The sequence below is a fragment of the Streptomyces sp. NPDC051976 genome (assembly GCF_040680795.1).
Lineage (GTDB): Bacteria > Actinomycetota > Actinomycetes > Streptomycetales > Streptomycetaceae > Actinacidiphila.
This window is the reverse complement of the sequence record NZ_JBFAXL010000036.1, coordinates 17058-42196: the sequence shown is the minus strand read 5'-3', so window position 1 is coordinate 42196 and position 25139 is coordinate 17058. Positions and strand designations below refer to the sequence as shown.

At 72.9% G+C, this 25139-nt stretch carries 23 protein-coding genes; 8 read left to right on the top strand and 15 right to left on the bottom strand.

All coding sequences use genetic code 11. The features are described from left to right. Positions 1 to 3 precede the first annotated feature (3 nt). Entirely contained in the window at positions 4 to 1158 is a 1155-nt protein-coding gene (locus AB0M29_RS29485; protein ID WP_365388048.1) for an inorganic phosphate transporter, read from the bottom strand. A gap of 216 nt (positions 1159 to 1374) precedes the next feature. Here AB0M29_RS29485 and AB0M29_RS29480 point away from each other — a divergent pair, with 216 nt between their 5' ends. Then, positions 1375 to 2088: a beta-glucanase gene (locus AB0M29_RS29480; protein ID WP_365388046.1), complete on the top strand. Its 714-nt coding sequence runs from the start codon at positions 1375 to 1377 to the stop codon at positions 2086 to 2088. 13 nt (positions 2089 to 2101) lie between these two features. Here the strand turns inward: AB0M29_RS29480 and AB0M29_RS29475 are convergent, their stop codons facing one another. Then, positions 2102 to 3019, bottom strand: coding sequence for a LysR family transcriptional regulator (locus AB0M29_RS29475; RefSeq protein ID WP_365388044.1), 918 nt, complete (start codon positions 3017 to 3019; stop codon positions 2102 to 2104). Positions 3020 to 3096: 77 nt separating this feature from the next. Next, the gene (locus AB0M29_RS29470; RefSeq protein ID WP_365388042.1) at positions 3097 to 4095 is read right to left on the bottom strand and encodes an NADPH:quinone oxidoreductase family protein; all 999 of its coding nucleotides are present in this window, start codon (positions 4093 to 4095) and stop codon (positions 3097 to 3099) included. 90 nt (positions 4096 to 4185) lie between these two features. Here AB0M29_RS29470 and AB0M29_RS29465 point away from each other — a divergent pair, with 90 nt between their 5' ends. The 3 genes from AB0M29_RS29465 (at position 4186) to AB0M29_RS29455 (ending at position 6713) form a co-directional block, all read left to right on the top strand. Continuing rightward, complete coding sequence (locus tag AB0M29_RS29465) at positions 4186 to 4863, top strand: ABATE domain-containing protein (protein WP_365388039.1); 678 nt, start codon at positions 4186 to 4188, stop codon at positions 4861 to 4863. A 68-nt stretch (positions 4864 to 4931) separates the two neighbouring features. Continuing rightward, positions 4932 to 5963, top strand: coding sequence for a DMT family transporter (locus AB0M29_RS29460; protein WP_365388037.1), 1032 nt, complete (start codon positions 4932 to 4934; stop codon positions 5961 to 5963). 6 nt (positions 5964 to 5969) lie between these two features. Then, positions 5970 to 6713, top strand: coding sequence for a 3-oxoacyl-ACP reductase family protein (locus tag AB0M29_RS29455; protein WP_365388035.1), 744 nt, complete (start codon positions 5970 to 5972; stop codon positions 6711 to 6713). Positions 6714 to 6755: 42 nt separating this feature from the next. Here AB0M29_RS29455 and AB0M29_RS29450 read toward each other — a convergent pair whose 3' ends face one another. The 5 genes from AB0M29_RS29450 to AB0M29_RS29430 all read right to left on the bottom strand — a co-directional run bounded on the left by AB0M29_RS29450 (position 6756) and on the right by AB0M29_RS29430 (position 14333). After that, positions 6756 to 8672 (bottom strand): maleylacetate reductase and hydroxyquinol 1,2-dioxygenase domain-containing protein, encoded by a 1917-nt coding sequence (locus tag AB0M29_RS29450; RefSeq protein WP_365388034.1) that lies wholly within the window; start codon positions 8670 to 8672, stop codon positions 6756 to 6758. Between the two features lie 191 nt (positions 8673 to 8863). Next, entirely contained in the window at positions 8864 to 10282 is a 1419-nt protein-coding gene (locus AB0M29_RS29445) for a discoidin domain-containing protein (protein ID WP_365388031.1), read from the bottom strand. 18 nt (positions 10283 to 10300) lie between these two features. Next, positions 10301 to 11323, bottom strand: coding sequence for a right-handed parallel beta-helix repeat-containing protein (locus AB0M29_RS29440; RefSeq protein WP_365388028.1), 1023 nt, complete (start codon positions 11321 to 11323; stop codon positions 10301 to 10303). A 127-nt stretch (positions 11324 to 11450) separates the two neighbouring features. Beyond that, positions 11451 to 12704, bottom strand: a complete 1254-nt coding sequence (locus tag AB0M29_RS29435; RefSeq protein ID WP_365388025.1) for a glycosyl hydrolase family 8 — start codon at positions 12702 to 12704, stop codon at positions 11451 to 11453. Between the two features lie 231 nt (positions 12705 to 12935). Continuing rightward, positions 12936 to 14333, bottom strand: coding sequence for a PLP-dependent aminotransferase family protein (locus AB0M29_RS29430; protein ID WP_365388023.1), 1398 nt, complete (start codon positions 14331 to 14333; stop codon positions 12936 to 12938). 47 nt (positions 14334 to 14380) lie between these two features. Here AB0M29_RS29430 and AB0M29_RS29425 point away from each other — a divergent pair, with 47 nt between their 5' ends. The 3 genes from AB0M29_RS29425 to paaK all read left to right on the top strand — a co-directional run bounded on the left by AB0M29_RS29425 (position 14381) and on the right by paaK (position 17447). After that, a complete protein-coding gene (locus tag AB0M29_RS29425) occupies positions 14381 to 15628 on the top strand; it encodes an MFS transporter (protein ID WP_365388021.1) in 1248 nt (415 codons plus the stop codon). A gap of 107 nt (positions 15629 to 15735) precedes the next feature. Next, positions 15736 to 16149, top strand: coding sequence for a hydroxyphenylacetyl-CoA thioesterase PaaI (gene paaI, locus AB0M29_RS29420; protein WP_365388136.1), 414 nt, complete (start codon positions 15736 to 15738; stop codon positions 16147 to 16149). Beyond that, entirely contained in the window at positions 16146 to 17447 is a 1302-nt protein-coding gene (gene paaK / locus AB0M29_RS29415; RefSeq protein WP_365388019.1) for a phenylacetate--CoA ligase PaaK, read from the top strand. The genes paaI and paaK overlap by 4 nt, the downstream gene beginning before the upstream one ends. A gap of 43 nt (positions 17448 to 17490) precedes the next feature. On the opposite strand, the gene AB0M29_RS29410 is transcribed toward paaK, so the two are convergent. Both AB0M29_RS29410 and AB0M29_RS29405 read right to left on the bottom strand, forming a co-directional pair. After that, entirely contained in the window at positions 17491 to 18702 is a 1212-nt protein-coding gene (locus tag AB0M29_RS29410) for an SPFH domain-containing protein (protein ID WP_365388016.1), read from the bottom strand. 26 nt (positions 18703 to 18728) lie between these two features. After that, entirely contained in the window at positions 18729 to 19031 is a 303-nt protein-coding gene (locus AB0M29_RS29405; RefSeq protein ID WP_365388014.1) for a hypothetical protein, read from the bottom strand. A 145-nt stretch (positions 19032 to 19176) separates the two neighbouring features. On the opposite strand from AB0M29_RS29405, the gene nhaA reads away from it, so the two are divergent. After that, entirely contained in the window at positions 19177 to 21078 is a 1902-nt protein-coding gene (gene nhaA / locus AB0M29_RS29400) for a Na+/H+ antiporter NhaA (protein WP_365388012.1), read from the top strand. Between the two features lie 11 nt (positions 21079 to 21089). Here the strand turns inward: nhaA and AB0M29_RS29395 are convergent, their stop codons facing one another. The 5 genes from AB0M29_RS29395 to AB0M29_RS29375 form a co-directional block, all read right to left on the bottom strand. After that, the gene (locus tag AB0M29_RS29395) at positions 21090 to 21320 is read right to left on the bottom strand and encodes a DUF6296 family protein (protein ID WP_365388010.1); all 231 of its coding nucleotides are present in this window, start codon (positions 21318 to 21320) and stop codon (positions 21090 to 21092) included. Between the two features lie 142 nt (positions 21321 to 21462). Continuing rightward, a complete protein-coding gene (locus AB0M29_RS29390) occupies positions 21463 to 22095 on the bottom strand; it encodes a response regulator transcription factor (RefSeq protein WP_365388008.1) in 633 nt (210 codons plus the stop codon). Further along, positions 22092 to 23369 (bottom strand): sensor histidine kinase, encoded by a 1278-nt coding sequence (locus AB0M29_RS29385; RefSeq protein WP_365388006.1) that lies wholly within the window; start codon positions 23367 to 23369, stop codon positions 22092 to 22094. Before AB0M29_RS29385 ends, AB0M29_RS29390 begins: the two co-directional genes overlap by 4 nt. Positions 23370 to 23376: 7 nt before the next feature. Then, positions 23377 to 24138, bottom strand: a complete 762-nt coding sequence (locus tag AB0M29_RS29380) for an ABC transporter permease (protein ID WP_365388003.1) — start codon at positions 24136 to 24138, stop codon at positions 23377 to 23379. Between the two features lie 49 nt (positions 24139 to 24187). Then, positions 24188 to 25096 carry an ABC transporter ATP-binding protein gene (locus AB0M29_RS29375; protein ID WP_365388001.1) on the bottom strand — a complete coding sequence of 303 codons (909 nt, stop codon included), beginning with the start codon at positions 25094 to 25096 and terminating at the stop codon, positions 24188 to 24190. Between the last annotated feature and the right edge of the window lie 43 nt (positions 25097 to 25139).

Genomic DNA, 25139 nt, shown 5'->3' with positions numbered 1-25139 from the left:
TGCTCACGCGCCCGCGCCCGCACCGGCGGGTGCGACGGGCCGTACGGAGGCGGTGCGGGCGCTGTTGACGTTGTGCGCGTCCACCGGGTCGCGCCGCGACAGCGCCACGATTCCCGCGGCCACCGCCACGGCCAGCACCGCGATGACCACGGTGCCCGCGGTGCCGCCGTGCACCACGACGCCGGCGGCGAGCGCGCCGACCACCGCGGCGGACGGCAGCGTCACCAGCCAGGCGACGGCCATCCGGCCCGCGGTCCCCCAGCGGACCTCGGCGAGCTTGCGGCCCATTCCCGCACCCAGGATGCCGCCGGAGCAGACCTGCGTGGTGGACAGGGCGAAGCCCAGGTTCGCCGAGGACAGGATGACGGCGGTCGCGGCGGACTCGGCGGCGAACCCTTGCGGGGACTCGATGTCGACCAGGCCCTTGCCCATGGTGCGGATGATCCGCCAGCCACCCAGGTAGGTGCCCAGCGCGATCGCGAGGCCCGCGGTGAGGATCACCCACACCGGCGGGCCGGCGCCTTCGCCGAGCGCGCCGCAGGAGATCAGCGCCAGCGTGATGACGCCCATGGTCTTCTGCGCGTCGTTGGTGCCGTGCGCCAGCGAGACCAGGGACGCGGAGGCGATCTGCCCGATCCGGAAGCCGCGTGAAATCGTTTCCGGCCGCGCGCGGTGCGTGAGCCGGTAGGCGAGGTAGGTGGCCGCGAGCGCGGCGAGGCCCGCGACGAGCGGCGAGGCCACCGCGGGGATCAGGATCTTCTGGACGACCTTCTGGAAGTGCACGCCGTGTTCACCGGCGCCGACCCACACCGCGCCGATCAGTCCCCCGAAGAGCGCGTGCGAGGAACTGGACGGCAGACCGAGCAGCCAGGTCATCAGGTTCCACAGGATGGCGCCGACCAGACCGGCGAAGATCATGCCGGGCGTGACCAGGGTGTCGTCGACGATGCCGCCGGAGATCGTCTTGGCGACCTCGGTGGACAGGAAGGCTCCCACGAGGTTGAGCGCCCCGCTGAGCAGTACGGCGACCTTGGGCCGCAGGGCGCCCGTGGCGATGGAGGTGGCCATCGCGTTCGCCGTGTCATGGAATCCGTTGGTGAAGTCGAAGGCGAGGGCCGTGACGATCACCAGTGCCACAAGGAATGTGATGTGGTCCATGGGATCAGCGAACCAGCCGCGGGGATACGGGCGGAGAAGCCCGCGTGAAGGCACGGCGTGCACGCCGTGCACGCCGGGCGTGACAGTACCGGCGACCCGGCGCGTACCCCCGTACGCCGTTGTCCGCGCAGGTCGCGCCCGTCTTCACTGGGAAGATCCGGTCGGTCCCGCGCAACCGGGGCGCGTGCCGGGGGCCGGATCGACGGGAGGCTGGTCGTGGACGTGCAGCAACCGCCGGGCGGGCGGGTCGTGTTCGACGCGCCGTTCTCGGACCCTACGGCCTGGGCGGTGGGCCGCACCTCGGCGTATCCCGAGGACGGGCGCAATCCCGGCGACAACAAACTCGACCAGATCGGGCCCGAGTTCGCCCCCACCTCCTCGGGGGTCTTCCGAGCGCGGCGGGCCGCGGGCGATGTGTGGCAGGCCGATCTGGTGTCGACCGAGTACGCCCCGGGCGGCTTCGAACTGCGCCCGGGCGACGCGGTGTCGGCCACCTGCACCGTGCACGCCACCCGCGGGGCGTGGCCCGCGCTGTGGACATGGGGGCGGGACGTCTCGGAGAACCGCCCGCAGCCCGGGCACGGCGAGGTCGACCTCTTCGAGTACCACCCGACGAACCCGCGGCTGCTGGAGCTGACCAACCATGTGCGCCCTGCCGGACTCACGCCCGACGACGTCGTCGCACCCGGCCGGCCCTTCCGGCTGCGGGTCGTCCTCGGCGCGAACGACGTGCGCTGGTACGTGGACGGCGCGCAGGTCTTCGCCGACGGCCGGGGTGTCGGCCCGCGCTGGCGCGCATGGCTGGTCGTGGGCATCAGCGTGTCCGCGGGCGGCTTCGGGCACCTTCCGCCGGAACCGCGGACTCACCTGCTGAGCTGGCAGTGCCAGGACCTGGCGGTGTGGCGGCCCACCGCCACCGGCCGCGCCTGACGCCCGGCCCGCGTCAGTGGCGGGCGGCCTCCTCGCGGAGGAGGTCGACGACGTGGCGGAGGTCGGGGCGGCGGGCGGTGCCGGTGCGGCTGACGGCGAAGACGGTACGGGTGACCGGGCGGGTCAGGGGGTGGAGGGAGAGGGGGGCGGAGGTCTCGGGGAGGGCCAGGCGCGGGACGAGGGCGACGCCGGCGTCCGAGGCGACGAGTGCGGTCAGGACCGAGAAGTCGCTGCTGCGGGCGCGGATCGCGGGGACGAAACCCGCCGCACCGCAGGCCCGTTGGATCATCTCGTAGCAGGAGGTGTCCGGGGCGGGGGTGAGCCAGGGCGACTCGGCGAAGCGGGCGAGGTCCGCGGCGTCGTCCGGGCCGAGGCCGAGGCGGGCGGCGTGGTCGGGGTGCAGGGCGAGCAGCACCGGGTCGTCCAGCAGCTTCGACTGCTCGCAGCCCGGCGGGAAGCTGCGCGGCAGCACCGTGTAGCCGTGGACGACGGCCAGGTCGGTCTCGCGCTTGCGCAGCGCTTCGAGCGCGTCGTCGGGTTCCTGCTCGACCAGGTGCAGCGCCAGGGCGCGGCCGACGGGGGCCGCGGCCAGGCGCTGCCAGACGCCCGGCAGCAGGGTGCGGGCGGCCGAGGCGAAGGCGGCGACACGCACGATCCCGCGCGTGCCGCCGCGCAGCGCGGCGAGGTCGGACTCCGCCGCGGCGAGGTCGCCGAGGACGACTTCCGCGTGGGCGACCAGGAGTTCGCCGGCCGCGGTGAGCCGCAGGGTGCGCCCCTGCTTCTCCAGGACCGGCACCCCGGCCTCGCGTTCCAGCACGGCGAGCTGCTGGGAGACGGCCGGGGCGGTCAGATGCAGGGCCTCGGCGGTCGCCGCGACCGTGCCGTAGGTGGCGAGGTGCTGGAGTATCCGCAGGCGCCGTACATCGAGCATGCAGAAATCCTTACAGATCCTCCGGCAATGGGCAAAGGTTTCCTTCTGCTTCGCCTGCCACGCGGTGAGCGGGCCGCTCAGTCCTGGCCCATGGTGAGGACGACCTTGCCGCGGTTGCTCCGCCGCTCCAGCCGCTCGTGCGCCGCCGCGGCCCGCTCCAGCGGGAAGGTCGCCTCCACCGGCACCCGGTAGGCACCGGTGGCCACCCGCTCGACGAGCGCCAGCAGATCGGGGCGCGGGTCGTAGCCGTGCTCGACCAGGCCGGTGATCTGGAAGCCGTGGATGGAGACGTTCTTCGGGTAGAAGTGCCGGGTGTCGATGGTGCTGGGCGCCAGCGCGACATTGGCGAGGGCGACGACCCGGCCCGCGAAGCCCGCCTGGCGCAGGCTGTACCCGAAGGTGTCGCCGCCGACGGTGTCGAGCACCACGTCGGCGCCCTCCCCGCCGGTCAGCCGCAGCACCTCGTCGACCACCGCGTCACCCTCGAAGACCGAGGTGTCGACGGTCTCGTGCGCGCCGAGGCTCGCGGCCCACTCCGTCTTGTCGGCCGTACGTGCCACCGCCACGACCCGCGCGCCCGCCTCCGCCGCGATCTGTACGGCGGCGCTGCCGACACCGCTGGCCGCGGCCTGGACGACGACGGTCTCGCCCTTCGCCAGCCGGGCCAGGTGGTTCAGGCTGTACCAGGCGCTCAGCCAGGCGACGGGCAGTCCGGCCGCCGCGACCGGATCGACCCCGTCGGGCAGCGCCACCACCTTGTGGGCGGGCACGGCCGCCAACTCGGCGTAGAAGCCCGGGTTGTTGGACTCGGCCATCGCCATCACACGCTGGCCGGGGCGGAATCCGGTGACCCCCTCCCCCACCGCGAGCACCGTCCCGGCCGCTTCGAGCCCGGGGGTCAGCGGCGGCCGTCCGGCGCGGTGGTACTTGCCCGCCCGGATGAGCGCGTCCGCCCGGTTCACCCCCGCCGCGGCGACCCTCAGCAGTACCTGCCCCGGTCCCGCCACCGGATCCGGCACCTCCACCGGGACCAGTACCTCGGGACCACCGAACTCCTCTACCCGCACCGCACGCATGCTGACACCTGCTCTCTCGTCGACACCGGTTCAACTGGTGTCGATCCTGCGACACCACATGAACCGGTGTCAACCTGCTAGAGTCACCCCATGGCCCGCACGACCGACCCGACCAGCGCGAACACCGCCGCACAGGCCGACATGTCCGCCGCCTCCGCCGCCGACCCCGTCATGGCGTTCCCCTTCATCGGCGGGCGGCCGTGCCTCGACTTCGTGGCCACGCTCGGCAAGCGGCACGGCACGCCCGTCGAGCGGCTGCCCGACACCGCGGCGCTGGCGCGCTGGATCACCGAGGCGGGTCTGACCGGCGGACCGGAGGCACCCACGGCCGCCGCGGCCGATCTGGCCCACGCCCGTGAGCTGCGCGAGGCGCTGTACCGGCTGGTGCGGGGCGGGATGGACGGACGGACGCCGGACCCGGCCGACGTCGTACGGGTCAACGAGGCCGCGGCCCGCCCCGACCTGATCCCGCAACTCGCCGTCCGTGAGGACGAAGGCGAGGGCGGGCCGCTTCCGGCACCGCTCTGGCAGGCCCGGCACCCCGCTCCCGCCACCCTGGCGACGGTCGCCCGCGACGCGGTGCTCCTGGTCTCGGGCCCCCTGCTCGCCCGCGTCAAGGAGTGCGAGAACCCGGCCTGTTCCCTGCTCTTCCTGGACGACTCGCAGGCCCGCCGCCGCCGCTGGTGCTCCATGGAGCGCTGCGGAAACCTGGCGAAGATCGCGGGCTACCGCTCCCGGGCCCGGCGGGGCGCGAAGAGCGAAGAATAGCTCAGCTTACGGTTTCGCAGAAAAAGACTAACTGGACCTTTGGTCGTACCGGACGCAGCCTGGAAAGCGTGACCGCCACCGCTTCGACCACCACCGCTTCGACCTCGACCGCACCGGCCGCCTCCGCGACCGCGGCCCTCGCCTCCCCCCGCTTTCTCGCCCTCGCGGGCACCGTCGTGCTGTGGGCCTCGGCCTTCCCCGCCATCCGGGTCGGGGTCGACGGCCTCGGTGTCGCCGCGCTGTCCTTCCTGCGGCTGGCCGTCGCCGCCGTCGCGCTGGCCGTGGTGGCGCCCTTCGCGGGCGTACGACCGCCGCGGCGCCGGGACCTGCCGCTGATCGCGCTGTGCGGCGCCACCGGCATGACCGCGTACCAACTGCTGCTCAACTGGGGCGAGGTCCATGTGGCGGCCGGGACCGCGAGTCTGCTGATCGCGGTGGCGCCGGTCTTCAGCGTCCTGCTGGGCGCGGGCTTCCTGGCGGAGCCGATCACCCGCGCGGTCGTCGTCGGCAGCGTCGTGGCGCTGACGGGGTCGGCCGTCGTGGCGCTGGCGGGCGGCGCGGGCGGGTTCTCCTCCGGGGCGCTGGTCGTGCTGGCCGCGGCCGTCGTCCAGGGCGTCTACCACGTCGCGTCCAAGCCGCTGCTGCGGCACCGCGGCGGCCTGGAGGTCGCCACCTACGCGATGGTGGCGGGCACGGTCCTCGCCCTGCCGCTGGCGCCCGCCGCCGTCCACGGCGTGGCCGGCGCGTCGGCGGGGGCGCTGGTGGCCGCGGTCTTCCTCGGTCTGCTGCCCTCCGCCCTCGGGTTCGTCCTGTGGGGGTACGCGGTGGCCCGGCTGCCGCTGTCGGCCTCCACCGCGGCCCTCTACCTGGTGCCGCCCGTGGCGCTCGCCGTCTCCTTCGTCTGGCTGTCCGAGGTCCCCCGCCCGGCTGCCCTGCTCGGCGGCGCGGTCTCCGTGCTCGGGGTGGTCCTCATCAACCGCCGCCGCGCCCGGCCTGCCACGCCTCTCAGCACGTCGCCGAGCGCGACGTCCGGATGCCGCCAGACTCCCCTGCCCCGAGCGCCGAGCATCGTCATGTCAGAGGAGACGAAGGAGAGTTGAACGATCATGGCAGCGACGCTCGACGGCAAGGTGGCACTGGTGACCGGCGGCAGCCGGGGTATCGGCGAGGCGGTGGCACTGCGGCTGGCGGCCGACGGGGCGGATGTCGCGCTCACGTACCGGGGCAACGAGGAGCGCGCGGCGCGGGTGGTGGACAAGATCACCGAAATGGGCCGCCGCGCCTGGGCCGTACGGTCCGACAGCGCTGACCCGCGGGCGGTTCGGGCCGCGGTGGAGGAGATCGCGGCGCGGTTCGGGCGCATCGACATCCTGGTGAACAACGCGGGCGTCGGCCTGCTGGGTCCGGTGGAGGACATCACGCTCGAGGACATCGACCATGTGCTGGAGGTGAATGTGCGGGCGCCGTTCGTCGCCGCGCAGGCGGCACTTCGGCACATGACCGAGGGCGGCAGGATCGTCAGCATCGGGAGCTGCATCGCCGAGCGGGTCGCCTTCGCGGGCGGGACGCTGTACGCGACGAGCAAGACCGCGCTGACCGGGATGACCAAGGCGCTGGCGCGCGAGCTGGGCCCGCGCGGCATCACCGCCAATCTGGTCCACCCCGGCCCGATCGACACCGACATGAACCCCGCCGACGGGCCGAGCGCCGACTTCCAGAGCGGTCTGACGGCGCTGGGCCACTACGGTCAGCCGTCGGACATCGCCGAGACGGTCGCCCACCTGGTCGGCGAGGGCGGCCGCTATGTCACCGGCGCCGCCATCGCCGTGGACGGCGGCTTCGCGGCCTGACGTCCCGGTGGAGCCGTGGGGTGACCGGCCCCGCCGGGCCCGTCACCCGGCGGCGAGCCGGAAGGTGTACTCCAGCGCGTGCCAGGGCCCCGGCGTGCCGTCGGGGGCGGGGCCCGGCCGTTCGGGGAAGTCCACCACGAGGGCGTCCTTGACGCCGAAGACGGTGTCGGAGTCCAGGTAGGCGCCGCCGTCCACGAAGAGCTGGGTGACCAGCCGCCGGTGGCCGGGGGCGCTGATCATGAAGTGCACGTGCGGGGCGCGGAACGGGTGCCGGTTCACCGCCTTGAGCATCTGGCCCACGGGGCCGTCGGCGGGGATCGGGTACTCCCGGGGCACGATCGACCGGAACCGCAGCCGGCCCGCCTCGTCGGTCCTGAACCGCCCGCGCAGCACCGGGCCTTCCAGCTCCGGCAGTTGCACGTCGTAGAAGCCCTTGCCGTCGGCCTGCCAGACGTCCACCACCGCGCCCGCCAGCGGGCGGCCGTCCGCCCCGGTCACCTCGATGGCGGCGTGCAGCGGGGCGCCCGGCAGGCCCTCGGCGATGTCGGCGCCGTCGGCCATCTCCGGCGGCCCCGGCACGTAGAACGGGCCCAGGACCGCGGAGGGGGTGCTGCCCGCGGTGCGGGAGTTGGTGAGCAGGTCGACCGCGCTGGAGACGCCCAGGGTGTCGGAGAGCAGTACGAACTCCTGCCGCGTGGGACCGCTGGTCTGCCCGGTGCGGGTGAGGAAGTCGACGGCGTGGCCCCACTCCTCGTCGGTGAGGCCGTTGTCGGCGACGAAGCCGTGCAGGCGGCGCACCAGGTCGGTGAGGAGTTCCCGGGTGCGGGCGTCGGGCGCCTTCGCGAAGCTGGCGGTGACCTGGTCGAGGAGGGTGCCGAGCCCGGCCGCCGCCGGGTCGGCGGGCTTCGGCCGGACGCCCTGCCAGGCGTCGCGCAGCACCGAGCTGACGCCGTCGCGGGTGACGGCGCGCGGGTTGGGGTACGGGGTGGCGATGGCGAGTTCGGTGGCCCGCGCCAGGTCGTCCTCGGCCAGGCCCAGTTCACGCAGCGAGGTGGGCCCGCCCAGACCGCGGACCAGGTCGTACACGGCGGTCGGGGCGTCGGCCGCGCCCAGTGCCCGGGCGATACGCCGCATGCTGCCGGGCGCGGCGGGCGCGTTGTACGCCATGGCGTGCGGCAGCAGCACCGAGTGGGTCTCGGCGTGCGGCAGCCCGAAGGCGCTGCCGAGGGTGTGGCAGAGCTTGTGGTGCAGGCCCATGCTGGCGGTGCCCAGGCAGGTGCCGGCCAGCCAGGCGGCCTCCAGCGCGGCGGCGCGCGCGTCGGTGCCCGCGGGGTCGGCGGCGATCGCCGGCAGCGCCCCGGCCAGCAGGGTGATCGCCCGCAGCGCCAGTTCGTCGGTGACCGGGTCGGCCTGCTCGGAGTAGAGCGCTTCCACGGCGTGCGCCAGCGCGTTGATGCCGCTGGTGACCGAGAGCGGCACCGGCAGCCCGAGGGTGAGCGCGACGTCGTAGACGACGGTGCCGGGCAGGATCTCGGGGCCGGAGCGGATGGTCTTGACGCCGTCCTCCGTCTCGCCGAGTACGGGGGTCGCCTCGGAGCCCGCGTAGGTGGTGGGCACGACGATCTGCGGGAGTCCGGTACGCAGCGACAGCGCCTTGGAGAGCCCGGTGACCGAGCCGCCGCCGACGGCCACCAGGCAGTCGGCGCCGAGTTCCCGTACGGCCGTGAGAGCCTGCCGGGTGACCTCGACGGGGGTCTGCGGGGCGGCGGCGGTGAACTCGCCGACCGCCAGCGGGGTGAGCAGGCCGCGTACCTTGCGGGCCAGGGCGGCCTGGCGGGGACCGGTGAGGACCAGCACCCGGGAGCGGCCGAGCCGTTCGGCCTCCTCCCGCAGGCCGTCGAGCGTGCCGGTGCCGAACACCACCCGGGTGGTCCAGCCGGTGTAGGTGAACTCCCGCATTGCGACGTTCCTTTCGTGGCGCTCGCCACCGGGCCCGTTCCGGCTCGGGAGGCAGGCGCCGCAGCATACTGCTGCTCTGTTCCGCGTGGGGATGCCGAGGCCGTGAGGCACGGCGAGGGCATCCTGCCACACCACCGGGAAGCTCCCCCGGTCGGCGCCGGGGGAGCTTCGGTGGCCGGTGTGCGGTCAGGTCAGGAGGTGCTGCCGTAGACCTGGAGTTCGTAGAGGGAGTAGCCGTAGGTGGTGCCGCGGACCGTCCCGTTGACCCGGACGTAGCGGCCCGTCCCGCTCAGCCCGGTCAGGTCGTCGGTGCCGCCGTTGCCGGTGGTGGTCGAGTAGATCGTGGTCCAGGTCGAGCCGTCGTCCGAGGTCTGCACCGTGTACGACTTCGCGTACGCCGCCTCCCAGCTGAGCTTCACGTGGCTGATCCGGTCGGAGGCGCCGAGGTCGACGCTGATCCACTGGGGGTCGACGCCTTCCTTGCTGGCCCAGCGGGTGGAGGTGAGGTTGCCGTCGACGGCCTTGCTCGCGGGGTAGGAGGAGGACTCCACCGACGAGGCGGTGGCCGTCTTCCCCTGGGAGAGCAGGGTGTCACCGCCGGGCGGCGGCGTGGTCGGCGGCGGCGTGGTCGGCGGCGGCGTGGTGGGCGGCGGGCTGGTGGGCGGGGTGCCGCCCGCGGGGGTGAAGTTCCACTGGCTCGCGGCGCCCGAGCAACTGCCCGCGCTCAGTGTGCTGCCGGTGGCCCGGAAGCACTTCTTTCCGGTCTGGATGTCGGAGATCGTCAGGTTCGGGTTGACCGACCACTGCTCGTTCGGTCCGCCGTCGCAGGCGGCGAGCTTGATGGCCGATCCCGACATGCTGGCGCAGTGGTTGTTGCTCACCAGGAACGCGCCGTGGAAGGTGAACGTCTGCTCCGCGCTGCCGTCGCACGCCTTGGTGGCCAGCGTGGTGCCGGTGGAGGTGCTGTTGCCCGGGTTGTCGATGCACTGCCCGGTGGAGACGTTCTTGTACTGGCCGACGGTCGTGTTGGGCTGGGCCCCGCCGTAGCAGGCGCCGGTCTTGGTGTTGAAGATCGGCGTGGAGTCGTACGGTTCGTTGGACGGCGGGTCAATGATCACCGGTTCGAGCGTCGGGGTGTTGTCGTCGTTGTAGTGGGTGAGGGCGTCCTCGCAGTCGATGGCGTTGAAGGCGTTGCCGCCCTGGCCGCCGAGCCACAGGTCGAAGTGGTAGAGGTTCGGGCCGCCGTTGGGCCCGTGGCCGCTCCAGTCGGCGCTGCACTCCTCGCAGGAGTCCTCCAGGATGAAGTACTTGCCGACTCTGGGCACCCAGATCCGCTTGCCCTTGGGGACCTCCGCCGTCGACGACGCGAAGGTGATCGCGTCGGCGTACGTTCCCGTGCCGCCCGCGGTGTCGTGCAGCACCGGGTAGGAGATGTCGCCGCCGGGCGGGGTGTTGTCGTACCAGCCGTAGAAGGTCAGGAACGCCTGCTGGTTGGACGCGGCGGAGGCCGAGCTGGAGGAGCCGAGCTGCGCGGTGAGCAGCGCGACGAGCACGGCCGTCACCACCGCGAAGAGGGCCGCCACGCCACGGACGGATGGGCGTCTTGTCATGTCTGTACTCCGGGTCGGTTACTTGGTGACGGGGATGTTGGTCAGGCCCTTGCCCCCGCTGGAGGTGTTGGACGAGGCCACGGTGTTCTTGGTCTTGCAGCCGCTGTTGTCGGTGACGTTGATGCCGTAGCCCTTGGCCGCGCTGATGGTGAACGTGTTGTTCGTGAAGGTGTTGCCGCAGCCGTAGGGGTCGTAGACGTTGTGGACCTGGAAGCCGTCGAGGAACGGGTGCGAGACCTTGTTGCCGTCGATGACGTAGCCGTCGCCCTTGACGTCGATGGTGGAGTCGCCGGAGTTCTTGTTCTTCTCGCCGGTGCCGTCGAGGGTGTTGCCGCGGACGACTCCGGAGTGGGTGCCCTCCTTGATGTCGATGCCCTCGGCGGCGACGCCGGGGCCGATGTGGTTGTTCAGCACCTGGACGTAGTCCGAGGCGTCGACGCCGGTCGGGCCCGCGTACTTGTCCCAGTTGCTGTTCGCCGAGCCGATGTAGACGCCCTCGCCGTACTCGGGGTGGGTGGTGCCGGTGTCGTGGACCGAGGAGTTCTCGATCAGGCCGTGGTCGCTGCCGGAGCGGAAGTGCACGCCCTCGTAGCCGATGTTGCTGACGGTCACCCCGTCGATCGTCACGTGCGGCGAGGCGTCCATCACGATGCCCTTGACGCTGTTGGCGACGGAGATGCCCTTCACGTGCCAGTACGGCGCGCCGTTGAGCCACAGGCCGTACCCGTTGACGCCGGGCGAGACGCCGGGTGAGACGAGGATCGCGCCCGCGCCGCCGGTCAGGGTGATCGGTGCGGACGCGGTGGCCGGCACGGCGGCCGTGAACACGCCCTGGTACGTGCCGTTGGCGAGCTTGATGGTGTCGCCGGGCTGCGCGCCGGCCAGCGCCGCGGTCAGCTGGTCGGCGGTGGACACGTTTACGGTGCGCGCCGCGGGCGCGGCCGACGCCGGGGATCCGGCTCCCGCGGCCGTCAGGGCCAGCGCCGCGGCGGCCGCGGCGCTCGCGGCGAGGACGGTTCGAGTGTGCGGGTGGACGTGCATGACTGCCTCCAGAGGTGGGGGGTGGAGGATGAGGGAGTGGGGCTTCCCGTAAGGGAGTTGGCGCTCCCCCGTACGCCCGCGGTCCCGTCGCAGGGCGTACGGAGGAGCAGTGCGGGGGCCGGCCGGGTCAGGCGGTGGCGGGGTTCCAGTAGTCGCCCGCCATGACGAGGTAGACCAGCATCTTGATCGTCTCGCCGTAGTAGGCGTCGCCGAACGGGTTGGTGGCGAGCTGCTTCCAGATGGCGTCGGTCCACGCCTGGTCGCCGGCGGCCATCGCGGAGGGACCGGCGGAGTCGCCCGCCTCCTCGGCCTGGGTGTCACCGGAGACGTTGCCGTTGGCGCAGTTCAGCTTGATGTGCGGCTGCACCTTCGCCGGGTTGCCGCCGGACAGCGACTTCAGGCAGGCGGACTCCTTCTTGGCGGTGGCGTAGGCGACGGCGGCCGTCGAGGAGCCGTTGACCAGCGCGTCGGTGCCCATGTGCCAGGGCACGCGCAGGGAGTTGTAGCCGACGATGTTGTCGGGCTGGTCCTCCTGGTAGTTGGCCGGGGCCGGCTTCGGGGTGGTGGTGTTGGCACCCACGACGAAGTCGGAGAGCAGTCCGGCGGACGAGGAGTACGTGCCGGTGAACTCGCTGATGACGGCCTCGGTGCGGGTGACGACCTTGTTCCAGTCGTGCGCGCTGTCGTAGGCGGCGAAGGCCCGCAGGTGGTCGAGCATCATGTCGGAGGGGCGGGTGTCCGTACCCGGTCCGTCGTCCTCGCACTTGAGGTGGCCGTCGGAGGCGACGTCATGGGCGTAGAAGGAGGCCAGCCACGCCTTGGCGTCGGCGGTGTAGCCGCCCCACTGCCTGTCGGCGAGGATCAGCCCGTAGCCGATGTCGAGGTCGCCGTCGGTGGCCGAGTCGGGTGTGCCGCTGTCGGCGTACTTGCAGCTCTTGCCGTCGAGCTGCCACTGCATCAGGCCGTCGCCGTCCTTGTGGTCCTTCACCAGCTGCCACAGGCCGTCGAACTCGGCCTTGGCGTTGGCGTCGTAACCGGCCATCAGCGGCACGATGTTCATGCCGTAACCCTGCGCCTCGGAGACGGTGCCGTTGTTGGGGGCGTCGTCGTCGCCCTTGGTCGAGACGTAGTACTCGTTGGAGGCACAGCCCTTGACCAGGTACGTGCTCTTCCAGGAGTCGTACGCCTTCTGGACCGCGGCGTCCCGGGTGGCCTGCGAGGCGCTGGGCATCACACCGACCTGGTAGGTCACGTGCGCGGGGAAGGGGTGGGCCGGGGCGGTCGCGGCGCTGGCTGTGGTGCCGCCGCCGGTGGCCAGCAGTCCGAACGACGCGCAGGCCGCGACGGCGCGGGACGCCAGCCGCTTCACGGGTCGAGCCATGGTCCGAGCTCCTTGACGGTTGTGGGGGCGAGCCGCCGATTAGTTAGGAAAGGTTCCTAACCTGCTTGACGCACAAGGGTGTTGCTCTTCGGGCCGCACGTCAAGAGGTCTGACAGAGCTCGCGTGATGCGCGCCAAGGGCGTTGACAGGGCAGGGATGTCGGCCTAGCGTCGTACACACTCGTGTCCCGCATTCACGTACATGAAGTTCGGGAAGACGTGAACAGGGCGGTCAGGCAAGCAGATCGGCGACCGCCGCGATGCCCTCGGCGATGGCCCGCTCGTTCACGTTCCCGAATCCCAGGACGAGTTGGGCGGGAGTGGTCGACCGCGTCGAGCGGTTGGCGCTCATCCCGTACAGGCCGACGGACCGCTTCCGCGCCTCGGTGACGACGGCCTGCTCGTCGGCATCGCCGAGGTGGCCGACGGCGTGGAACCCCGCGGCGAGACCGGTGAGTTCGACGCCCGGGGCGTACTGGGCAAGCGCGTCGACCAGCGCGGTGCGGCGGGCGGCGTAGGTGGCCCGCATCCGGCGCAGATGCCGGTCGTAGCGGCCGGACTCGATCAGCCGGGCCAGGGCGAGCTGGTCCAGCGTGGGTGAACCGCGGTCGTTCAGCCGCTTGTTCTCCACGAGTTGCCCGGCGAGCGCGGGCGGGCACAGCAGCCAGCCGATCCGCAGCGCGGGGACCAGTGACTTGCTGACGGTGCCGATACCGATCACCCGGTCGGCGGCCAGCCCCTGCAGCGCCCCGACCGGCTCGCGGTCGTAACGGAACTCCGCGTCGTAGTCGTCCTCGATGATCACCGCGTCCCTGCGCACCGCCCACTCGATGAGCGCGAGCCGCCGCTCGGCGGCGAGCACCACCCCGGTCGGCCACTGGTGCGCGGGGGTGACGACCACCGCGCGGGCGCCGGTCGCGTCGAGCGCGGCCACGTCGATGCCGCGTGCGTCGACGGGTACGGGGACGGCCGTCATGCCCGCCCACGCGGCGACCGCGGAGATCAGGGTGGGCGCGCCGGGGTCCTCGTAGGCGACCGTGGTGACGCCGCACTGGGCGAGGGCGCGCAGCGACAGGCTGAGGCCCTGGGCGTGGCCCGAGCAGATCACCAGCCGTTCGGGGTCGGCCGCGGCGGCGCGCACCCGGCGCAGATAGCCCGCCACGACGTCCCGCAGCCGCGCGCTGCCGCGCGGGTCGCCGTAGTCGAGGGCGGAGGTGGGCATCGTGCGGGCCGCCTCCCGCATCGCCCACATCCAGTCGGCGACGGGGAAGCCGCCGAGGTCGGGGACGCCCGCCTGGAAGTCGGCGACGAGGCGGGGCGCGGCGGCGGGCGGGGTCGCGTGCGCGGGCGGCCCGCAGGCACCGGCGGCGACCCGGGTGGCCGAGCCGACCCGCGTCACCAGATAGCCCTCGGCCTGGAGTTGGGCGTAGCAGTCCTGGACCAGGCCGCGCGAGAGCCCGAGCCCCGCCGCCAGCTCCCGCGAGGAGGGCAGCCGCTCCCCGACCTGCAGACGGCCGGACCTGATGGCGTCGCGCACCTGGCGTTCGAGCTGGGCGCGCAGCGGCTCCGCGCTCTCCCGGTCGATCACGAGCAACAGGTCCGGCGACAAACCGGCCCACTCCAGCGGCATGGAAATGGAGCTTACTGGCGATCCGGCGGGAACCTACGGTCGAGCACATGACCTCTTCGAGCAAGCTCCTCGGGCAGCCGGACGCCGCTGCCGCCGTCGGTGCCGCCGCCAGGCCGCCGCTGGTCACCCGTGCGCTGCTGCTGCGGTTCGTGACCGTGATCGGCGCCTCGGCGAGCTTCTTCCTGCTGCTGTCGGTCGTCCCGCTCTACGCGAAGGACTCCGGCGGGGGCGGCGGCGCGGCGGGCCTGGCCACCGGGGCGCTGATGCTCTCCACGGTCCTCGGTGAGCTGGCCACGCCGCGGCTGGTCGCGCGCTACGGCTACCGGTGGGCGCTGAGCGCGGGCCTGGTGCTGCTGGGCGCGCCCGCGCTGGTGCTGACCGCGGGGCACGGCATGGTGTGGATCGCGGCGGTCTGCCTGGTGCGCGGCCTGGGCTTCGCGCTCACCGTGGTGGCGGGCGGCGCGCTCACGGCGGCCCTGATCCCGGCCGAGCGGCGCGGCGAGGGCCTGGCACTGGCGGGCATCGTCTCCGGGGTGCCGTCGCTGCTGGCCCTGCCGCTCGGCGTGTGGCTGGCCGCGCATGTCGGCTACACGCCCGTCGCGCTGGCCGGCGGGGTGCTCGCGCTGGCCGTCGTCGTGGTGGTGCCGGGGCTGCCCGGCCGCGAGCCCGCCGCCGGACCCGATGCCGGACCCGCCGCCGAGCGGCCGGTGGGCGTCGTGGCCGGGCTCCGCACGGCGTCACTCGCCCGCCCCGCCCTGGTGTTCGCCACCACCGCGCTGGGCGCCGGGATCATCGTGACCTTCCTCCCGCTGGCGGTCCCGGCCCGGTACTCGGGCCTGGTGGCCGCCGCGCTCTTCGTGCAGCCCGCCGCGGCCACGCTGGCCCGCTGGTTCGCCGGGCGGATCGGCGACCGCCGGGGCCCGGCGGGGCTGGTGCTGCCCGGTCTGCTGCTGTCCGCCGCCGGGATGCTGCTCACCGCGCTCACCACCAGCCCGGTCGCGGTGCTCGGCGGGGTCGCCCTGTTCGGCGTCGGCTTCGGCGTGGCCCAGAACTCCACCCTGTCGCTGATGTACGCCCGGGTCCCCGCCTCCGGATACGGCACGGTGAGCGCGCTGTGGAACGTCGGCTACGACGCCGGGATGGGCGCGGGCGCGGTCGGCTTCGGCGCGGTGGCGGCCTGGACCGGCTACCCGGCGGCGTTCGCCGCCACCGCCGCGCTGATGCTCGCCGCCCTCGTACCGGCCCTGCGCGACAGGTCCGGGACGGGCGACCTTGACAGCCTGCCCCGATGCTGATTTTTTAGCGGGAGAGCGGCCGGACCGAATGGTCGGTCGGCACCTCCACAGGACGGTGGGCAACGGTGACTCAGGGCAGCGATGCGGGGCTCCTCGCGGCGCAGGCGATGTTCGCGTCCGACCGCGCGTCGGGCGGTCTCGGGATCGAGCTGCTGCACATCGGCGAGGGGGTCGCGGTGGCCCGGATGATCGTCACCGCGTCCATGGTCAACGGGCACGGCATCGCCCACGGCGGCTATGTCTTCCTGCTCGCCGACACCGCCTTCGCGTGCGCCTGCAACACCCGGGGCGCGCCGACGGTCGCCGCCGCGGCCGACATCGACTTCGTCGCCCCGGCGCACGAGGGCGACGCCCTGCTGGCCACCGCGCAGGAGCGGGCCCGCTACGGCCGCAGCGGCATCTACGACGTACGGGTCACCCGTGGCGACGAGCTGGTGGCCGAGTTCCGCGGCCGCAGCCGGGCGCTGCGCGGAGCGGACAGCGAGACCGGCGGCGGCGCCGGAGCGGAGGCGAGATCATGAGCGGCGAAGAGACCGGCTCCCCGGACCCGGCCGAGGCGCTGACGCGCGAGGAGCTGACGGCGCTTCAACTCACCCGTTTGCGGGCCACGTTGCGGCACGCCTACGACCATGTGGAGCTGTACCGGCGCAAGTTCGACGCGGCCGGTGTCGGCCCCGACGACTGCCGTACCCTCGCGGACCTCGCCAGGTTCCCGTTCACCACCAAGGCCGATCTGCGCGACACCTATCCGTTCGGGATGTTCGCGGTGCCGATGTCCGAGGTGCGGCGCGTGCACGCCTCCAGCGGCACCACCGGCCGCCCCACCGTGGTCGGCTACACCGAGAACGACCTGTCGATGTGGGCCGACGTCGTCGCCCGCTCGATCCGCGCCGCGGGCGGCCGCCCCGGTGACAAGGTCCATGTCGCCTACGGATACGGCCTGTTCACCGGCGGCCTCGGCGCGCACTACGGAGCCGAGCGCGCGGGCTGCACGGTCATCCCCGCCTCCGGGGGTATGACGGCCCGTCAGGTGCAGATCATCCAGGACTTCCGCCCCGAGATCATCATGGTCACTCCGTCGTACATGCTCACCCTGCTCGACGAGTTCGAGCGGCAGGGCGTCGACCCGCGCTCCACCTCGCTGCGGGTCGGCATCTTCGGCGCGGAGCCCTGGACGGAGCAGATGCGGCGCGAGATCGAGGAGCGCGTCGGCATCGACGCGGTCGACATCTACGGCCTGTCCGAGGTGATCGGCCCCGGCGTCGCGCAGGAGTGCGTGGAGACCAAGGACGGTCTGCACATCTGGGAGGACCATTTCTACCCGGAGGTCGTCGACCCGTTCACCGACGAGGTCATGGAGCAGGGCGAGAGCGGCGAGCTGGTCTTCACCTCCCTGACCAAGGAGGCGCTGCCGGTCATCCGCTACCGCACCCGCGATCTGACCCGGCTGCTGCCCGGCACCGCCAGGCCCGCGTTCCGGCGGATGGAGAAGGTCACCGGCCGCTGCGACGACATGATCATCCTGCGCGGCGTCAACGTCTTCCCCAGCCAGGTCGAGGAGATCGTGCTGCGCACCCCGGGCGTGGCACCGCACTTCAGGATCGAGCTGACCCGCAAGGGCCGGATGGACCACATGGCGGTCTACGCCGAGGCCCGCGCCGACACCCCCGCGGACGTCCGCCGGGCGGGCGCCGAGGCGATCGCCCGCGGGATCAAGGACGGCGTGGGGGTGACGGTCGAGGTGCGGATCGTGGACCCGGAGACGCTGGAGCGCTCGGTCGGCAAGATCCAGCGGGTCAAGGACCTCCGCGCGCGGTAGCGGAGGTCCTGGCCCTTTCGGTCGGTGCGAATCGGCGGGCCGGTCAGTCGACGTCGATCGGGCCGTCGTTGGGCGCGCCGCCCTTCCCCTTGCCCTTGCCGTTGCGGCCGTCCGACGGGCTCACCAGGCCGCGCAGCGCCGGCAGGTTGTCGGAGTCCTCCCCCGTGCCGCCGTCGCCGCCGTTGAGGTTCTTGCGGACCGAGTCCAGGATGGTCAGCCCCTGGCTGACCAGGCCCGCCGCGATCTCGCTGAGGCCGTCGGCGCCGTTGAGCACGTTGACGTTGGCGCCGGCCAGTCCGCCTGCCGCCTCCTTGACGATCTGCGGGAGCTGGTCGATCAGCATCCGGTCCAGCGCCACCCGGTCGTGCGAGGCCGCGGCGGCGGCCTGGATCCGCATCCGCTCGGCGTCGGCGACGGCCAGCACCCTGATCCGCTCGGCCTCCGCCTCGGCGGGCTTGACGATCTCCGCGACCAGCTGCTGCTGGCGCAACTCCGCCGCGCGCAGCGCCAGTTCGGTCTGCGCGGCCAGCACCTCCTGCTGGGCGTGCGCCTGGGCCAGCGGACCGGCCTGGGCGGCCTGGGCCTGCGCCCGGTCGATCTGCGCCGAGTACTCCGCCTGCACCACCGCGGTCTGCCGGGCGTACTCGGCCTGGTTGCGGGCCGCGACCTGCTGCGCCTCGACCGACGCCTGGGTGGCCTGCGCCTGGGCGATCTGCGCCTGCCGCTGGATGGCCGCCTTGTGGGGCGCCGACATGGCGTCGATGTAGCCGGTGTCGCCGTCGTCGATCGACTGGATCTGCAGCGAGTCCACGCTCAGGCCGATCTTGGCCATCTCCGTCTTGGAGGTCTCCAGCACCTCGGTGGCCAGCTTCTGCCGCTCGGTGACGATCTCCTCGACCGTCATCGAGCCGATGATGGACCGCAGGTGACCGGCGAAGATCCGCCCGGTCAGGATCGACATCTGGTCCTGGTCGGACAGGAACCGCTGGCCCGCGTTGACGATGCTCTCGTGGTCGTTGCCGACCTTGAAGGCGATGACGGCCTTCACCGTCAGCGCGATGCCCTGCTTCGTCACACAGGTCTCCGCGACCTCCGCCTCGCACATGGCCAGCGTCAGGAAGCGGGTCTTGCGGAAGACGGGGAGAACGAACTTCCCGTGGCCGGTGACCACACGGAACGGCGCACCCCCCAGTCCACGCCGACCGCCGGAGATCAGCATCGCCTCATCCGGCGCGGGAACGCGGTAACCGAACATCCTTCGTCTCCTTCACCTGCGCCGGCTCATTCGGCCAGCGCGTCCAGCGCGTCCAGCGGATCCGCCCACTCGATGACGTCCACCTGACGGCTGCCACGGGATTCCACCACGAGCACGGTCGTCCCCCGCGGCAGGGGCTCCTCCGACCAGGCGAGGAACGCCTCCGTACCGCCGCGGACCGATACCAGGACCTCTCCGGGCCCCGCGGTACCGCGGGTGCCGATCAGCAGCTCCCCGGTCCGGCCGATCACGGCATCGTCCGCCACTACCGACCGCCCCTCGTCGTCCTGCGTCTGGTCGCCGGCCGGGTGTTCCCAGCCGTTATCCATCCTCCCACCAAGGGCCGCACGCGGGCGGTATCGCGTACGCCCTTCACGAGCGGACGCGGCGGGTGTCCGTCCACCGGCCCGGCGCGCCGCCGGGGGCCCGCACGTGCCAGGGTGTGAGGAGACAAGAGCACTGGTGGGAGGCTGGATGTTCCGGGGGTCTGCGACGCCCTTGACGGGTCGGACCGAGAGCGACCGTACGACGGCGGCCGCGGCGTGGGCGTACATCCGCACCGAGACGGGCAGCGCCGCGGTGCTGCTGGCCGCCACCCTGGCCGCGCTGACCTGGGTGAACATCGCGCCGGGCAGCTACGACTCGGTGTGGACGACGCACCTGACCGTGACGCTGGGCGACCACGGCATCGACCTGGATCTGCGCGACTGGGTGAACAGCGGCCTGATGACGCTGTTCTTCCTGGTGGTGGGGCTGGAGGCGCGGCGCGAGTTCGACATGGGGGAACTGCGCGACCGGCGGCGGATCCCGCTGCCGCTGCTCGCCGGGCTCAGCGGCATGGTCGTGCCGATCGCGATCTACCTCGCGGTCAACGCCGGGCGCTCCTCGGTGCACGGCTGGGGCACCGCGATGTCCACCGACACCGCCTTCGCGCTGGGCATGCTGGCGCTGCTCGGCTCGCGTTTCCCGCGGCGGCTGCACACCTTCGTGCTGACCGTGGCGGTGGTGGACGACTTCCTGGCGCTGGCGGTGATCGCGGTGGCCTACAGCGACCACATCACCTGGACACCGCTGCTGATCGGCGTGGGCGCACTGGCGGCGATGCTGGGGGTGCGCAACTGCGGGGTGCGGCGCGGGATCGTCTACACGGTGCTGGGGGTCACCGCCTGGGTGGCGTTCCTGCACTCCGGGGTCGACCCGCTGGTCGTCGGCCTGGTGGCGGGCCTGATGTCGTACGCCTACCCGGCACCGCGGGACGCGCTGGAGCGGGCCACGGGGCTGTTCCGGTCCTTCCGCGAGCAGCCGACCGCGGAGCTGGAGCGGGAGGCGCGCCTCGGCATCGCCTCCGCGGTCTCCCCCAACGACCGGCTGCAGCAGATCTGGCACCCGTGGAGCAGCTATGTGATCGTGCCGCTGTTCGCCCTGGCCAACGCCGGGATCAAGATCAACGGCTCGCTGCTCGCCGACGCCTTCACCTCGCCGATCACCCTGGGCATCCTGCTGGGCTACGGGCTCGGCAAGCCGCTCGGCATCGTCGGGACGTCCGCGCTGGCCACCCGGCTCAGCAAGGGCCGGATGCGGCCGCCGGTGGGCTGGGCCGCGGTGCTCGGCGGCGGCTCGATCGCGGGCATCGGCTTCACGGTGTCGCTGCTGATCGCCACCCTCGCCTTCGACGGCCGGGAACTCGACGAGGCGAAGATCGGCGTGCTCAGCGCGGTGGTCTTCGCCATGCTCAGCACCACCGCGGTGGCGCTGGTGACCGCCCGGCTGCCGCGGGCCCGCCGGGCGCGGGCGCTGCTGGGCACCGCGCAGTCCGTGGTGGACCTGGCCGACCCCGTGGACCCCGAGCGCGACCATGTACGCGGCCCGCTGGACGCGCCGGTCACGGTCGTGGAGTACGGCGACTTCGAGTGCCCCTACTGCGGCCAGGCCGAGAGCGTGGTGCGCGAACTGCTCGCCGACTTCGGCGACGTGGCCTACGTCTGGCGGCATCTGCCGCTGACCGATGTGCACCCGCACGCCCAACTCGCGGCGGAGGCCGCCGAGGCGGCCGCGGAGCAGGGCGAGTTCTGGGCGATGCGGGATCTGCTGATCACCCGGCAGGACGCCCTCAAGGCGCGCGACCTGCTGGCCCACGCCAAGGAGATCGGGCTCGACGTGGACGCCTTCCACGAGGCGCTGCGCAAGCGGCGCGGCGCCCACCGGGTCGAGCTGGACGTGGAGTCGGCCGACCTCAGCGGCGTCTCGGGCACGCCCACGTTCTTCGTCAACGGCCGCCGCCACCACGGGGCCTACGACATCGCGAGCCTGTCGGCGGCGGTGGTGGCCGCACGGGACCGCGCGCTCCTGATGGGGGGCGAGGAGGCCGACTTCTGAGGAGCCGGTCGTCAGCGGTGGGCGGTGCGGACCGCCCGGGGCACGCCGGGGGCCTGGTGGCCGCCGCTGGCGACCATCCGGACCTCGCCGTCCGCGCTGATCTCGGCGCGGACGATCCCGGTCTCGTCCTCGTAGATCGGGTAGCCGCCCGCGCCGGCGCTCGACGTGCGGTGGACGCGCACCACGTCGTCCTCCACCGCGGGCGCCTGAAAGACCAGCTCGTACGCTTCCGGGTACTCCATGGGGCCTCCCGATCGGGGCCGTGGCGGCGTCCGGGGCCGCGCTCCGCCCACGCGCGTTCGCATATCCGTTCCCATCATCCCCCGCCCCGCCGCCGCGCGCCTCTCAGGCGGCCCGGCGACCGTGCGGCGGATCCCGGGCGCCCTAGCTGAGCAGCCCGCTCCTGTACGCCGCGGCCACCGCCGCCGCGCGGTCCCGGACGCCGAGCTTGGCGTACAGGTGCAGCAGATGCGTCTTGACGGTGGCCTCGCTGATGAACAGCGTCTTCGCGGCCTCCTTGTTGGTGGAACCGGCCGCGACCAGGCGCAGGACCTCCAGTTCCCGGTCGGTGAGGACGTCGGGGACGGCGGGCGCGGGCGCCCTGACGTGGCCCAGCAGCTTCTGCGCCACCGAGGGGGCGAGCACGGCCTGCCCGAGGTGGGCGGCGCGCACCGCGCGGACCAGCTCGTCGCGCGGCGCGTCCTTGAGGAGGTAGCCGGTGGCACCCGCCTCGATCGCGGGCAGCACATCGGCGTCGCTGTCGTACGTGGTCAGGACCAGCACCCGGACCCCGGGGGCGCGCTCGCGCAGCAGGCCGATCGCCTCGACGCCGCCCATCCGCGGCATCCGCAGGTCCATCAGCGCCACGTCCACCGCCAGCGCCGCGGCCCGGTCGACGGCCTCGGCGCCGTCCGCGGCCTCGCCGACGACCTCGAAGTCCGGGTCGCCGTCGAAGACACCGCGCAGCCCGTCCCGGACGATCGGGTGGTCATCGACGATCAGCAGGCGAATGGTCACACGTCATTGTCCACCGCCACCGGAACCCCCACGTGCCACCCCGCGGGCACCCGCGCGCTGATCGCCGTACCGTCGCCGGGGCTGCTCTCGATCTCCAGCGCGCCGCCGACCTGCCGCAGCCGCTGCCGCATCGCGGTCAGCCCGTAGCTGTCGCCGCCCGCCGCCCGGCCGTCGGCGGCCGGCCGCGCGTCGAAGCCGCTGCCGTCGTCGAGCACGTCCAGGACCACCACTTCATGGGTGTACGACAGGGTCAGCCCGGCCCGGGAGGCGGCGGCGTGCTTGGCGATGTTGGCCAGTCCCTCCTGGGCGGTGCGGAACAGCACCACCTCGACCGCGGGCGGCAGCGGCACGGGGGCGCCGGTGACCTCGACACGGACGGTCACCCCTGACGTCCGCGACCAGCGCCCGGCCAGCTCCTCGATCGCCTCGGGCAGATGCGCGGCCTCGTCCAACGGGCCGGGCCGCAGCGCCTGCACCGAGCGGCGCGCCTCGGCCAGGCTCTCCCTGGCCAGCGTGCGGGCCAGCTCCCGGTGCCTGGCGCGGCGCTCGGGGTCGGCGTCGAACCGCTCGGCCGCTTCGAGCTGGGTGACGATGCCGGTCAGGCCCTGCGCGAGGGTGTCGTGGATCTCGCCCGCCATCCGCTGCCGCTCGTCCAGGATCCCGGCCTCGCGGGCCTGGGTGACGAGCTGGGCGTGCAGTCCGGCGTTCTCGTCCATCGTCTCGCGCAACCGCCGGTTGGCCTCGGCGAGTGCGGACAGGTCCCTGGCGCGCTGCCTGCTGCGGATGTCCTCCTCGATGCCCTGGTAGGTGATGACCCCGGCGACGACCATGTTCACCAGCACCAGCCCGGCGTAGACCACGAGCGTGCCGCCGTGCAGATTGGCGAACCCGCCGACCTGGGTGGTGGCCATCGCGGCCGCGTTGAGCGCGATGGCCGGGACCCACAGGCCGCGCGGCAGGACCGCCACCTTGAGGTAGCCGGTGAAGCCGAAGAAGCCGAACAGCGGGCTGACGTAGACCGTGGCGGCGATCAGGACGAGCAGGCCCGCGAAGAAGACGATCGCCCGGGCGCGCTTCCCCTCGGGCGTCGGGTACGGCACCCCGGCGAAGCGCAGCCACAGCGCGGCCGCCGCGGACAGGCCGACGGCCGCCCCCAGGGTGCCCGCCGTGTGCGGCCCGAGGGCCACGACGAGCACGAGGGAGACGGCGAGGCCCATGTAGGGCAGGTTCTCCAGGAGCCGCTCACGGCGCTCCTGCGCGACATCCTCGTTCACCGGTCCATCATTCCCAACGGAACACGCGGGCGGCGACCAGGCTGCCGATCACGGTGTACGCCGCCAGCACGGCCAGGTGCTGCCATAGCGATCCGGTGCCCGCCCAGGCCGCCATCACCGCGCCGAAGGGGACGAACTCGCCGATGCGCTGCAGCACGTGCGGCATCTGGGCCACGGGGAAGTACAGGCCGCTGAAGAAGAAGTTGAGCACCATCAGCGGCACCCCCAGGCCGCTGGCCTCGCCCGCGGTCCTGGCGAGGGCGGCGACGATCAGGCCGAGGGCGAAGACGGCCGTGCTGCCGAGCAGGAAGGCGACGAAGACCGTGCCGAGGTTCGCCGGCGCCTGGACGTCGAAGGCCAGCGCGCCGATGGAGGTGATCAGCACGACCCCGACGGCGGCTACGGCGGCGACCACCGCGAGCAGCGCGGCGAGCATCCCGGCGGCGGGCACCGGGCTCACCGACAGCCTGCGCAGCACGCCCTTCTCGCGGAAGGAGGCCATCGTCGTCGGCAGTGCGGTGAAGGCCACGAACAGCGGGACCATCGCGGCGATGGTGGGGACGTAGACGTCGATGACGCTCTTGCCGTCCAGGGTCTTCTGCGCGGTCTGGAACGCCGGGATGTTGCCGAAGATCACCACCATCGCCACCGGCAGGACCAGCCAGATCAGTGCGGCGGGCTCGCGCAGCAGCAGCTTCGCCTGGGTGACGGTCAGGGTGCGGAAGCCCTTCCTGGTCATCCTGAGGGTGGGCAGGGCCTGCACGCTCATGTCTGGTTCTCCTTCTGGTGGTTCGGGTGAGGGGCGGAAGGGGGCGGGTTCAGACCAGCTCGTCGCGGCCGGTCAGCGCGATGAAGGCGTCGTCGAGGCTGGCCTGTTCGACCCGCAGGTCGGCGGCGATGATGTGGCGGCGGGCCAGCAGCGAGGTGACGGCCTGCACCAGGTTCCCGGTGCCGCCGATCTCGATCTGCGGGCCGTGCCAGGTCACGGTGGTCACCTCGGGCAGTGCCCGCAGCAGCTCCTCGTCGAGCGGCGCCGACGGCCGGAACCGCATCCGCTGGGTCTGCCCGCCGCGCGAGGCCAGCCCGGCGGGGGTGTCGACGGCCACCACGCGCCCGGAGTCGATCAGCGCGAGCCGGTCGCACAGCCGCTCGGCCTCCTCCATGAAGTGGGTGACCAGCAGGACGGTGACGCCCGCGTCGCGGACCTGCTCCACCAGTTCCCAGGTGCTCCGGCGGGCGTGCGGGTCGAGCCCGGTGGTCAGTTCGTCGAGGATCACCACCTTCGGGCCGCCGACCATCGCCAGCGCGATGGCCAGCCGCTGCTTCTGGCCCCCGGAGAGGTTCTTGAACCGGGTGTCCGCCTTGTCCGCCAGCCCCAACCGCTCCATCAGCGGCGCCACCTCGACCGGCCGCTCGTAGAAGGACGCGTACAGCTCCAGCGCCTCGCGGACCTTCAACTTGTCCGGCAGGCCGCTCTCCTGGAGTTGTACGCCCAGCACCTGGCGCAGCGCGTCGCGGTCGGCGCGCGGGTCGAGGCCGAGGACGGAGACCCGGCCGCCGTCGGCGGGGCGCAGGCCCGACAGGCACTCGACGGTGGTGGTCTTGCCCGCCCCGTTGGGGCCGAGGACGCCGAAGATCTCGCCCTCCTCGACGCTGAACGACACGTCGTGGACCGCCACGTCGTTCCCGTACCGCTTGTGCAGGTGCTCGACCTCGATGACCGACATTCCCCGTGCCTCCTCGGGCGACCGTCCGGCGTTCTGCCGTTGA

What these genes read in the sequence shown, in the direction of transcription:
- AB0M29_RS29485 (WP_365388048.1), bottom strand. Translation starts at nt 1,158, where the DNA reads ATGGACCACATCACATTCCTTGTGGCACTGGTGATCGTCACGGCCCTC.
- AB0M29_RS29475 (WP_365388044.1), bottom strand. Translation starts at nt 3,019, where the DNA reads ATGCTCGATGTACGGCGCCTGCGGATACTCCAGCACCTCGCCACCTAC.
- AB0M29_RS29470 (WP_365388042.1), bottom strand. Translation starts at nt 4,095, where the DNA reads ATGCGTGCGGTGCGGGTAGAGGAGTTCGGTGGTCCCGAGGTACTGGTC.
- AB0M29_RS29465 (WP_365388039.1), top strand. Translation starts at nt 4,186, where the DNA reads ATGGCCCGCACGACCGACCCGACCAGCGCGAACACCGCCGCACAGGCC.
- AB0M29_RS29455 (WP_365388035.1), top strand. Translation starts at nt 5,970, where the DNA reads ATGGCAGCGACGCTCGACGGCAAGGTGGCACTGGTGACCGGCGGCAGC.
- AB0M29_RS29450 (WP_365388034.1), bottom strand. Translation starts at nt 8,672, where the DNA reads ATGCGGGAGTTCACCTACACCGGCTGGACCACCCGGGTGGTGTTCGGC.
- AB0M29_RS29445 (WP_365388031.1), bottom strand. Translation starts at nt 10,282, where the DNA reads ATGACAAGACGCCCATCCGTCCGTGGCGTGGCGGCCCTCTTCGCGGTG.
- AB0M29_RS29440 (WP_365388028.1), bottom strand. Translation starts at nt 11,323, where the DNA reads ATGCACGTCCACCCGCACACTCGAACCGTCCTCGCCGCGAGCGCCGCG.
- AB0M29_RS29435 (WP_365388025.1), bottom strand. Translation starts at nt 12,704, where the DNA reads ATGGCTCGACCCGTGAAGCGGCTGGCGTCCCGCGCCGTCGCGGCCTGC.
- AB0M29_RS29430 (WP_365388023.1), bottom strand. Translation starts at nt 14,333, where the DNA reads ATGCCGCTGGAGTGGGCCGGTTTGTCGCCGGACCTGTTGCTCGTGATC.
- AB0M29_RS29425 (WP_365388021.1), top strand. Translation starts at nt 14,381, where the DNA reads ATGACCTCTTCGAGCAAGCTCCTCGGGCAGCCGGACGCCGCTGCCGCC.
- paaI (WP_365388136.1), top strand. Translation starts at nt 15,736, where the DNA reads ATGTTCGCGTCCGACCGCGCGTCGGGCGGTCTCGGGATCGAGCTGCTG.
- paaK (WP_365388019.1), top strand. Translation starts at nt 16,146, where the DNA reads ATGAGCGGCGAAGAGACCGGCTCCCCGGACCCGGCCGAGGCGCTGACG.
- AB0M29_RS29410 (WP_365388016.1), bottom strand. Translation starts at nt 18,702, where the DNA reads ATGTTCGGTTACCGCGTTCCCGCGCCGGATGAGGCGATGCTGATCTCC.
- AB0M29_RS29405 (WP_365388014.1), bottom strand. Translation starts at nt 19,031, where the DNA reads ATGGATAACGGCTGGGAACACCCGGCCGGCGACCAGACGCAGGACGAC.
- nhaA (WP_365388012.1), top strand. Translation starts at nt 19,177, where the DNA reads ATGTTCCGGGGGTCTGCGACGCCCTTGACGGGTCGGACCGAGAGCGAC.
- AB0M29_RS29395 (WP_365388010.1), bottom strand. Translation starts at nt 21,320, where the DNA reads ATGGAGTACCCGGAAGCGTACGAGCTGGTCTTTCAGGCGCCCGCGGTG.
- AB0M29_RS29380 (WP_365388003.1), bottom strand. Translation starts at nt 24,138, where the DNA reads ATGAGCGTGCAGGCCCTGCCCACCCTCAGGATGACCAGGAAGGGCTTC.
- AB0M29_RS29375 (WP_365388001.1), bottom strand. Translation starts at nt 25,096, where the DNA reads ATGTCGGTCATCGAGGTCGAGCACCTGCACAAGCGGTACGGGAACGAC.